This window comes from Zestosphaera sp. (assembly GCA_038843015.1).
Lineage (GTDB): Archaea > Thermoproteota > Thermoprotei_A > Sulfolobales > NBVN01 > Zestomicrobium.
On sequence record JAWBSH010000007.1, the window covers coordinates 67,692 to 77,976 of the forward strand.

Consider the following 10,285-nt stretch of genomic DNA (forward strand, 5'->3'; position numbering starts at 1 on the left):
AGTTTTAGCTTTAATATGTTATTATGGCATAGTTTGTTAATGGGTGACTAAGATGATAAAGCTAGTGATATTTGATGTGTGGGATACTCTACTGTCATTAGAGGGCATGCACGAGTTGCTCGCGTCTAAACTGTCAGAACACTTAGGTCTAGACTCACTTAAAGTTTTGAGTTTGTTGAAGAGTGTTCATTCTGAAGTCAAAAACTTAAGAATAAATAAGACTCCAGCTAATAAGGTCTTAGAAGAGTCTAGGAAGAGACTCTGCGAGAAACTAGGTTTAGGCGTAGACTATTTCATGATGATTCACGAGGAGTTAGGGAGAGATGCTAAGGAAGGCAAGCTCGGGTATCTGATCATCGATGGCGCTAGAGACGTCTTATCTTACGTCAAGAGTAAAAGACTTAAGACTGCAGTGTTAGGCAACGTACTCTTCTGGGACTCCTCAATAACTACGAGTATTTTAGAGACTTCAGGCATGAGTCAATTCATAGATAAACTCTTCTTCTCAGACACCTTAGGTCACCAGAAACCTGAATTTGAGGCTTTCATGACTGTACTAAAACACTTTAATTTAAAACCTGACGAGGCAATACACGTAGGTGATAATACCCGCGAAGATTTTGGCGGAGCTCTAGTAGCGGGTCTTAAGGCAGTGTTAATCAAGAACTTAAGAGAAGAAATAATTAAAACAGAAGAATTCGCCATCATACCTAACATAAGGTACTTAATACCCTTAATAGATGAGTGGAGTCCATCGCTATGACTCCAGCCCTTCAGATTCAACGCTCATCAAAACAGGTCTAACGAGCTTTACTCCCTTAAGTTTAATAATCCTTGTTAAAAGACTCTTTACACGTTCTGAACTACCTTTCAAAGCTAACACTAACATGCAGTTCTTGCGGTCTATGTGAATATGTAGTGCCGAGACTATTTCGTTTAAGTAGTCGTGTTGAATATCCGTAAGTTTCGAGTCTATCCCTCTTGCTTCATGGTCATAAACAACGCTAATCACCCCCAGTATGGAGCCTCCCGCACGCCACTTATGCTCACTTATGAAGAGGCGTAGAGCTTCTCTGAATATCAGAGACTTATTCTTTATTCCCAGAGACTTCATAAGGTCTTCCAACTCACGCATTAGTTCCTCTGGCACGTAAATACCGAACTTCCCGCACAAGGAATTCACCCTAGTTGTGAACGGGGTTTAAGCTGGCTTCACATAACCCCACTTATCTAGTGCTCTCTTGAGTTCCTTATGTGTCTCAGCATACACGTCGAGAGGCACTCCCTTCAAGAACGCCTCGACAGCCTGCCTCACAGCCATAGCACCCTCTCTGGGACCGCCGGGATGCCCAAGTACCCCGCCACCAACCTGAATCACTAAATCAATACCTAGATGTTTTATAACCTCAGGTATCGTGCCTGGGTGCAGACCGCCGGAAGACGTGGGGAGTACGGGCTTGATGTGATGCCAGTCTTGCCTCAGCCTCAGGTCATCCGCCTCAGGAACGTATACTAGCTCTCTTAACGCCCTACTTATGTTCACGACTTCTCTAGCTCTGGCTTCTAGCTTGCCTACTTCAGGCGTGCCTACATGAAGTTGGTCTACGCCGACAACTCGCAAGAGTTTAGCTAAGGCAAACATGGAGAGACCGTGTGTTGGGTTTCTAGTGAAGGCCGCGTGGAAAGCTCTGTGAGCGTGTATTGCCAACCCGTGTTCTTCGGCTAGGTCTCTAATGAAAGTTAGAGATGACCAGCCAGCAATTACTACGTCTACCATCACGAACGGGTTACCGTAATCAGCTACTAGCTTAAGCCTCTTCTCCATCTCCCGCACGTCAGCTGTTATGTTAGCTAACCAGGTCTTCCTCTCACCACTTTCTTTCTCTGCTCTGTCGATAGCTCTCATAACTGCTTTAGCCCTCTCACTAAATCTGCAGTAAGAAGGTGACGCGAGATTCTCGTCGTCTTTCACAAAATCCATACCTCCTGCCAAGATCTCATAAGCTACTGCTTCTAACTCCTCGGGCGAGAAACCTACTTTAGGTTTAGGAACGGTACCAAGTAGCGGCCTGTCATACACTCTGTATATGTCTCTAACACCTCTAAGACCTCTTACAGGTCCTTTAAAGTACTTTAAGAATTCTTTAGGCATTGTAACATCTTCGATCCTGAGACTCTTAACTCTCCTCATACCAAATATATTGCCAGCAACTGACGCGAGAAAAGCTGGCATATTACCCTCCTCAAACAAGTCTGTAGGGTATGCAACTCTAACGAGCCATGACCCATTACCAAGATTTCTTATCTCGTACGCTTTGCCCATTAATCTCCAAATCCTTTCAGGAAGTGATGATAGGGTAGTCCAAGTACCTACGCTACTTTCTGAAGCTATACTACCAGCAACATCCTCAATGCTGAAACCCTCACCAGGAATTACTCTGAAAGACACTATCACGTCCTTCTCAGGACTCGGAGAATAATCCTTCTTAACGAAGACATTATACCACTCAAACTCTTCAGGCATGTATAAAAGCACCTTCTATAATAGAAAGTGACATAAGAAACTAATAAATCTTGTCTCAAATCAAAAAACATCGCAATACTTAACGACAGCACCTGAGCGAATTCTAAGCCTAGTGCCCTCGTCTCGAGTTTTTATGAAAGTTTATAAGAGTTTGATACTAACTCACTTACTGCTAGAGATACTCTTCAGGATGCAAGTATATAGTGGAAGACTCGAGTGAGTAGGATATTCAAGTACTCCAGGATGTGGAGTTTTTCCCACAGTCGTGAAACCGGTGGGGGTTACGGGTTTGGGTTATCCTGAATGAGTGAAGATCGATGATAAGGCCTCCGATGAAAGGTACCTCAAGGTCTGTGAAGCCAAGGATTAATAACAAACCACCAATATGAAACCCGAACCCCTAATCACACTACCCTAAGGTTTTGAAATTCGTGAGTTACACATTCAAAAGCTCGCTTCTTTAGTGTGGGGATTATGTGATAAGGTTTGTAAGCTCTATATTTTTCCGGTTTAATGGATAGCATATTCCCGAGCCTCCTGCACCGTGTAGGGGTAGGGGTGAAGCGCCGAGACCGAGCGCAGGACTAAATCCAGCTCCTACCGAGAACGTAGCTCTAAACCTCCCCGAAACCCTCGCACTTCAGGGCGAGGAGGAGGTCAGAAATTAGAGAGGAACATATTTATCACTAAATCAAGACCTTAAGAAATACAAGAGGGAAAACTAATATATTTTAAGAAGTAATGAAGAAAGGGCTCACGAGCTAGGGCGTGTATGTGAGGACCCTCATACGAAGGAGCAAGCCTAACGCAACTGTTTCGAGTTTCATATAGGTTTATAAGGGTTGATATCATTTTATTATTGGAGACATTGTTGCTTCGACCGAAGGAGGTTTGTGGGAAGCTCGGTATCAGCTACACTACTCTGAGAGAGTACGTTAAGAGAGGTTGGATTAAACCAGTTGTTCTCGAGAGCGGTAAGTGGAGGTTCAGAGAGGAAGACGTTGAGAAGCTGATGGGTATCGTTAAACCGAAGACCGTTATCCTCTACGCTCGTACCTCCTCTCATACACAGAAGGACGATCTCGAGAGACAAGTGAAGGTCCTCGAGGAGTGGGCTAAACAGAACAACGTAGAGAAGTACGAGGTCGTCACGGACATTGGTAGTGGTCTTAACGAGGATAGAAAAGGATTCAAGAAAATACTGAAGCTCGCCACCGAGAGGAAGATATCCAAGATCGTAGTAGCGTACCCAGATAGACTCACCAGATTCGGATTCAAAACGCTGTTAGATCTTCTCAGAGCGTTCGGTGTAGAAGTGATCGCGTTAAACCACGAGGACAAAGACCCAAAGGAGGAGCTCGTGGAGGACTTGATCACCATAGTGTCTCACTTCGCTGGAAAACTCTACGGTATGAGGAGCCATAAGTATAGAAAGGTGGTTGAAGGTGCAAGAAAGCTCGTTGAAGACCCGTGAATTAGTTAGAATGTACAGTATTCCAGTAAGAGACTTGAGAGTTAGAGAGCTGATAACGTGGTACACTAAAACGCTCCAGAGAGCAGTTGACACGATATGGGAGAACATTATATGGGAGTACAGGTTCCCAGAGCTATCCAGGAGAGGAAGGAGAATTAGCGTTGAACTAGGGTACAGGGTCAAGGCTCCAAGAGTACCTGCTGATAGGAAGTTCGAGAAGATGCTTAGAGATGCATTGCTCGCAGAGTGCCCATATGCTAAGCACTGGGTTGATGCTGTTATCAGAACAGCGTACTCTGTTATCGAGTCTTGGAGGAAGAGGTACCTGAAGGGAGAAGCCAGGAAGGTTAAACCGAGGATTAAGAGGAGGTTCGCTAGATGCAAGATAACGCTCATGAAGGTCGACTACGAGAGGAAAGTGTTGAAGATAACTCTGAAGTCTGGTGAGTACCTCGAGGTTTCGTGGAGAGGAATGTGGTTCGGCAGGAGAGTTGAGGGCTGGAGAATTGGAGAAGTGATCCTCAAGGACGGTAGAGTGCTTATTCCGTTCAAGAAGACCGAGGTCTACAGTGTTGAGAGAGTTGTTGCGTGGGATTCGAACGAGCTATCTCTCGACGGCTACTCCCCAGGTGTGGGGTTCATTAAGGTTGACTTGAGGTATCTGCAGAGCTTGAAGATTGTTTACGAGAAGAAGAAAGCTACTACTCAATCCATTGGTAAGAGGGAGCTGTTCGAGAAGTATGCTAAGCGAGAGAGAAACAGAGAAAAGGACTTCGTAAACAAGCTCGTTAAGCAGGTAACCACCATGTTCCCCAACGCTGTCCACATTGTTGAAGACCTCGAGAAGGAAGACTTGGTTGCCAGGGGGAGAACCAGCAAGAATAGGAGGAAGAGGAACGCTAGAACACCTTGGGAAACAATACACAGGAAGCTCTCGGAGAAAGCACTAGTCGTTAAGGTTTCTCCACACAACACCTCTCGAACCTGCCCACGATGCGGGTGCGTGGTAAAGACCCGAGTGGGCAGGGTATTCAAATGCCCGAGGTGTGGTCTTGAAATGGACAGACAGAAGCTGGCGTCCATAAACATCTACCTCAAGTACACCAAGATGTGGGGGTTTCCCCACAGCAATGAACCCGATGAAATCTATGAGGGCGAGCTGTGGGTCGGGGTTACCCTGAACGGGTGGAGACCAATGATAAGACCTCCAATGAAAGGAGGCCTGAGGTCAATGAAGCCAAGGGTTGATATCAAACCACATCAACCAACATGAAACCCAAACCCCTCTAGCATCTTGCTGTAGACGAGTGGGTTGGTACAGCACTCACGCGCTAGCAATAAAAACACTGACCTCCTCATTTTAAAGACAAGACTTTTAGCTGTAACTGATTCTCATGTACGAACGTGAAGGTGAAAATTAAACTCGATTGTCATCAATTGTCAAAGTATTTTTGCTTGATTAATAATCATTTACTAAGTTTTCTTACCTACTTCAACAACTTCTTTACACTTAAGTTGTTTAATAAATTCTTCTAGCTCATTCAGAGGTATCTTTATTGTATAGAGGTATCTTTTCGTCCTAGCTTTAACCTTAGCTATTCCTTCTTTCTCTTTCTTCACGATCCTGCACACCTCAGCTCTGGCAGATAATTCTATAAACTTGTTTTTATCGTATATCTCGACAGGCATTTCACCCACCACTCTCATGGAGTCTCGTCTTTTATGATAGAGCGTAAGTTTATAAGTTTTTAGTAATCTAGTCAAGCATGTCCCTCTAGAAGTCGCTACTTGCTTTCTAGTCCTAAGAGACGGTAGATATTCAGCCGTAGATGTCGTCCTAGGAGATTCTGAGTCGTCTCTTCTCGAGCCATAACGTTTTTAACCTGTAGTGTGTGTTGTTAGGTTAGGTAGTGCTTGATGAGTGCTGAAAGAGATTTTAGGAAGAGTTTAAGAGAAGAACTGTTGAGGGACGGGGTTAACCCATACCCCCACATACTCAGCTTAGGCTACGTGCCTGTTAAAGACATAGTCGGTAGTCCTAAGTTAGGAGAGGTAGTAGCTACTGCCGGCAGAGTAGCCGGACTCAGAAGACATGGCAAGCTAGTGTTTGCAGACTTGATAGATGATGGCTACAGAATACAGCTCTCAATAAACTCTGGTAACGTAGGTAGTGAGAAGTTCGAGTGGTTCATGAAATATGTTAACTTAGGCGACTTCATAAACGTGAGGGGGGAACTCTTCTATACTCAGAAAGGAGAATTAACTATCAACGTTAAGGAGTATCAGCTGATAGTGAAGGCTCTGAGGTCGCCCCCGGTTAAGTGGGGCCACAAGATATTAGACCCTGAGGTCAGGTATAGGAAGCGGTACCTGGACTTAATGATGACTCCTCAAGTGAGAAAGATCTTTGAGGTACGCTTCAACACCATAGCTGAGATAAGGAAGTTCATGTGGGGCAAAGGCTTCATAGAAGTTGAGACTCCAATACTTCAGCCAGTTTATGGTGGTGCAGCAGCAAAACCCTTCACAACCAAGATCCAGGCACTCGATGAATACTGGTACCTAAGAATATCTCTCGAGCTGTACTTAAAGAGGTTCCTAGTAGGAGGTTTTAATAAGGTTTTCGAGATAGGCAAGAACTTCAGGAATGAAGATATAGACGTACAACACAACCCGGAGTTTACTATGATGGAGGCGTATCAGGCTTACGCAGACTACGAAGATATCATGAGACTCACAGAAGAACTGATAAGCACTGTTGCTGAGAAGGTCTTAGGAACTACCAAAGTAAGCTACCCCATCGGAGAATCCAGGGTCGAGATAGATTTGAGACCCCCATACAAGAGAGTCAGGATGATTGAGGGCTTAAGAGAGTTTGCTGGGGTTGATGTTGAGGCGTTAAGTGATGACGACTTAAGAGACCTTTTGAGGACACACAGTCTCTCACTGCCCGGTGGTTACGACAGAGGCAGAGCCATAGCGAAGCTATTTGATAGATTAGTAGGGGCTCAACACTTAATACAACCCACATTCGTGATTGACTTCCCAGCATCTTCATCACCTCTAGCCAAGCCACACAGACTGAACCCCGAATACGCTGAAAGGTTCGAGCTGTATGTTGCGGGCATGGAGCTGGCTAACGCCTTCACGGAACTGAATGACCCAGTACTTCAAGAAACTTACTTTAGGCAAGAAGAAGAGAGAAGGAAATTAGGTGATGCTGAGGCCCACCCATATGACTGGGACTTCATAGAAGCTCTCGAGTATGGAATGCCTCCAGCAGGTGGCTTAGGACTAGGAATAGATAGACTAGTGATGATATTTACTGGACAGACCTCAATTAAGGAGGTAATACCCTTCCCTATGATGACTCGTTCCAGCACTTAATTAACGTGTTCTTTAATAGTCGTATGAAATATTTTGTTGGTGTAATGGTGTGAAGCTGGTTTGCTGGAAGTGTGGGTTTCAGACAGAGTATAAGCCTGGACTATACACGTGTGAGAGTTGCGGCGAGCCACTCTTAGTAGATAGTGATTTTCGCGAGTCCCTAAGAAGAGAAAACACGCTAATTCCTAGGGAATTAAGGGTCGTGACCTTAGGTGAGGGAAAAACACCACTGATAAAATCTAGGGAGGGTGTCTACCTAAAGCTAGACTACCTAAACCCCTCAGGCTCTTTCAAGGATAGGGGGGCTGCCACGGCAGTCTCGGAAGCTCTGAACAGGGGTTGTAGGCTAGTTATTGAAGATTCTTCAGGTAATGCAGGAATTTCTTACTCAGCGTACGCTGGACGTGCTGGCATAAAAGCCAGAATTTACGTGCCTTACGACGCACCTTCAGGCAAGAAAAACTTGCTCAAAGCTCTGGGAGCTGAGGTAATAGAAGCCCCCACGAGAGATGAGGCTGCCAGACTCGCCGTAAGTGACTTGGAGGGGTGCTATGTAGGACACAGAATAAACCCTTACTTCCTGGAAGGGATGAAGGATCTAGCACTAGAGTTAGTTAAGGAGCTAGGTGAGGTAGACTACGTTGTAAGTCCACTAGCTAGTGGCACTCTCATTATAGGCTTGTGGAAAGGCTATAGAGAATTAGTTGAGGCAGGTATAGCTAAGCGCGTCCCCAAGCTAGTAGCTGTTCAGGCATGCGGTTACGAATCACTCGCTAGGTATTACAAACCTTACCTCAACGTCTGCAGGTCTAAAGCTCAACTACCTGATGGGATAAGACTAACAGAAGCGCCAAGACTGCGTCACGTGGCTGAGATACTTAAAGAGACGGGAGGCTTATACGCAGTAGTAGACGACGACCTGGTATTACCCTACCTAAGAGAACTGTGGAGGGAGGGGGTAGTAGCTGAGCCTACGAGTGCTTACGGGTACGCAGGAGCCAGAGAACTCATGAAAGACGGGAGTATTTCTGGAAAGGTCGTAATCATATTAACAGGTAATGGCATTAAACACATCTCCGGAGGTATGACTCTATGAACGTAGACGTTGCGAAACTTGTTAGCGGGGCTCTCAAGAAAGATAAAGCGTCAGTAAGTAAGTTAATAACTTTAGTTGAGACAGACCCTCTAAACTCGATCTCAGTTATTACGCGAATCCCGTATCAGCCTAAGACCGCACACATAATAGGGTTCACAGGGTCTGCCGGCGTAGGCAAATCTACGCTAATAAACGCAGTAGCTACCCTACTAGCTCGCGAGGGTAGTTCGGTAGCCGTCATAGCCGTAGACCCTAGATCGCCTATTACTGGAGGGGCCATAATGGGAGACAGAGTCAGGATGAAGGACGTGCCTAAAGAAGTTTATGTCAGGTCCATGACTACGCGTGAGGAAGAGTCGTTGCCTCTGAAGACACTACTCACTATCGAGCTACTTGAGCGTTTAGGATTCGACTACATAATCTTAGAGACTCCTGGAGCAGGACAGTTCAGTACTAGAATCATGAGCGTCGCCGACACCATAGTTGTCGTCTTAATGCCTGAGTCAGGCGACGAAATACAAGCTATCAAGGCAGGCATAATGGAGATAGGAGACATATACGTAGTGAATAAAGCCGACCTGCCGGGAGCCAACTTAACTTACAATCAAGTACTCTTTGCACTTAATTCAACAGAAAGAAAAGGGTGGACACCTAAAGTCATCTTAACTAACGCGTTAAGCATAACCAACGTAGAGCCACTAGTGAATGCTATCAAAGACCACGCAACCTTCGTGAAGGGGAAGGGGCTAGATACGGAGAAAAGAACGTTAAGAAGATCTCTAGAACTCCAGCTAATGATAGAAGAAGAGCTAAGCAAGATAATTAAGGAAGTAAGCAAACCTCAAACCACCCTATACAAAGAATTTGAGAAACTCCTGAAAAGTAATGAATCACTAAAAGAATTCATTAAAAAAATAAAAGAAGAAATATCTAACAGGATCAGCACATCACCTCACTAATTAGTCTTTACTAAATCAAAAACTCTAGCAAATTCAATACCTAAGAAAAGACTTCAACAGTTTTGGGTTAGGGAGCCGTTTCTTGTCTGTGGGTTTTTCTAGGTTTCTCCAGGGTTTTCAAAGATTTGCAGTTTATCGCTTACATTAAAACTACCCTACTTAAAATATGCCCTATCCGAAAAACAAGCATTTTAGCTCCTTACAATTCGCAACCAGCAATTATTTTTAATACTTACAACTCCTAAAGATTGAGACATTTTCGAGAAACTAAGACCATAAGTTTAGTTTTAAAATTCACTTTACTATAATAAAGTAGTTTTATAGTCTTCTTGACTGCTGAGTCTTGAAGCGGATGATTAGGAGAAAACTAAGACTTAAAACTTAGAGGTTGTTAGCAGGTTTGTCTCTTGACAGTTTATCTTAAAGACCTAAGAAGTTTGACTTATTGTGATTAGCTTTATATATTTGAGTTTCTAGTTTTGTTAGGTGGGGGCCGTAGTTTAGCTTGGTAGAATGCGGGGCTTGGGTCCCCGTGGTCCGGGGTTCAAATCCCCGCGGCCCCACCTAACAGTAGTTTTTAAGCTCTTCAAGAAAACGAGGTCTTGAACTACTTGAGCTTAAAAATACGTGGCGAGAATTTCTAAACTCTTTTTATATTCTTGTCTTGACGCTACCTCAGTTATGCGAAAACTAAATATTTTTAACGTTAGTTATTACCGTAGTAACGTTAGATAAGTTATCGCCTACTGGACAGCGCTCCTCAACTAACTTGATCCATTTTCTTAGAGTTTCTAAGTCTGCGTCACTTTTGACTAGAACTTCAGTTCTTATTTCTTTATAGCCTG

Annotated in this window: 9 protein-coding genes and 1 tRNA gene; 7 read left to right on the forward strand and 3 right to left on the reverse strand. The window is 44.4% G+C overall.

Annotation, left to right across the window (positions count from 1 at the left end; genetic code table 11):
* The first annotated feature begins 52 nt into the window (after positions 1-52).
* Positions 53-763, forward strand: coding sequence for an HAD family hydrolase (locus QXL29_06155; GenBank protein ID MEM2284175.1), 711 nt, complete (start codon positions 53-55; stop codon positions 761-763).
* On the opposite strand, the gene nikR is transcribed toward QXL29_06155, so the two are convergent.
* A complete protein-coding gene (gene nikR, locus QXL29_06160) occupies positions 758-1,183 on the reverse strand; it encodes a nickel-responsive transcriptional regulator NikR (GenBank protein MEM2284176.1) in 426 nt (141 codons plus the stop codon). The two genes, QXL29_06155 and nikR, sit on opposite strands and share 6 nt — an antisense overlap.
* Before the next feature lie 18 nt (positions 1,184-1,201).
* Complete coding sequence (rbcL, locus tag QXL29_06165) at positions 1,202-2,524, reverse strand: type III ribulose-bisphosphate carboxylase (GenBank protein ID MEM2284177.1); 1,323 nt, start codon at positions 2,522-2,524, stop codon at positions 1,202-1,204.
* A gap of 871 nt (positions 2,525-3,395) precedes the next feature.
* Between rbcL and QXL29_06170 the strand changes: the two genes are divergently transcribed.
* Together QXL29_06170 and QXL29_06175 are read left to right on the forward strand one after the other, a co-directional pair.
* Positions 3,396-3,998: an IS607 family transposase gene (locus tag QXL29_06170; protein ID MEM2284178.1), complete on the forward strand. Its 603-nt coding sequence runs from the start codon at positions 3,396-3,398 to the stop codon at positions 3,996-3,998.
* The gene (locus QXL29_06175; protein MEM2284179.1) at positions 3,970-5,271 is read left to right on the forward strand and encodes a zinc ribbon domain-containing protein; all 1,302 of its coding nucleotides are present in this window, start codon (positions 3,970-3,972) and stop codon (positions 5,269-5,271) included. Before QXL29_06170 ends, QXL29_06175 begins: the two co-directional genes overlap by 29 nt.
* A 200-nt stretch (positions 5,272-5,471) precedes the next feature.
* On the opposite strand, the gene QXL29_06180 is transcribed toward QXL29_06175, so the two are convergent.
* Positions 5,472-5,705 (reverse strand): 5'-nucleotidase, encoded by a 234-nt coding sequence (locus tag QXL29_06180; GenBank protein ID MEM2284180.1) that lies wholly within the window; start codon positions 5,703-5,705, stop codon positions 5,472-5,474.
* A 210-nt stretch (positions 5,706-5,915) separates the two neighbouring features.
* On the opposite strand from QXL29_06180, the gene lysS reads away from it, so the two are divergent.
* From lysS to QXL29_06200, 4 genes are all read left to right on the forward strand, one after another.
* Positions 5,916-7,385: a lysine--tRNA ligase gene (lysS, locus tag QXL29_06185; protein MEM2284181.1), complete on the forward strand. Its 1,470-nt coding sequence runs from the start codon at positions 5,916-5,918 to the stop codon at positions 7,383-7,385.
* 49 nt (positions 7,386-7,434) lie between these two features.
* The gene (locus tag QXL29_06190; protein MEM2284182.1) at positions 7,435-8,481 is read left to right on the forward strand and encodes a pyridoxal-phosphate dependent enzyme; all 1,047 of its coding nucleotides are present in this window, start codon (positions 7,435-7,437) and stop codon (positions 8,479-8,481) included.
* Positions 8,478-9,440, forward strand: a complete 963-nt coding sequence (gene meaB / locus QXL29_06195; protein MEM2284183.1) for a methylmalonyl Co-A mutase-associated GTPase MeaB — start codon at positions 8,478-8,480, stop codon at positions 9,438-9,440. Before QXL29_06190 ends, meaB begins: the two co-directional genes overlap by 4 nt.
* A 489-nt stretch (positions 9,441-9,929) precedes the next feature.
* A tRNA-Pro gene (locus QXL29_06200) sits at positions 9,930-10,003 on the forward strand.
* Positions 10,004-10,285: the final 282 nt, after the last annotated feature.

What these genes read in the sequence shown, in the direction of transcription:
- QXL29_06155 (MEM2284175.1), top strand. Translation starts at nt 53, where the DNA reads ATGATAAAGCTAGTGATATTTGATGTGTGGGATACTCTACTGTCATTA.
- rbcL (MEM2284177.1), bottom strand. Translation starts at nt 2,524, where the DNA reads ATGCCTGAAGAGTTTGAGTGGTATAATGTCTTCGTTAAGAAGGATTAT.
- QXL29_06180 (MEM2284180.1), bottom strand. Translation starts at nt 5,705, where the DNA reads ATGAGAGTGGTGGGTGAAATGCCTGTCGAGATATACGATAAAAACAAG.
- lysS (MEM2284181.1), top strand. Translation starts at nt 5,916, where the DNA reads ATGAGTGCTGAAAGAGATTTTAGGAAGAGTTTAAGAGAAGAACTGTTG.
- meaB (MEM2284183.1), top strand. Translation starts at nt 8,478, where the DNA reads ATGAACGTAGACGTTGCGAAACTTGTTAGCGGGGCTCTCAAGAAAGAT.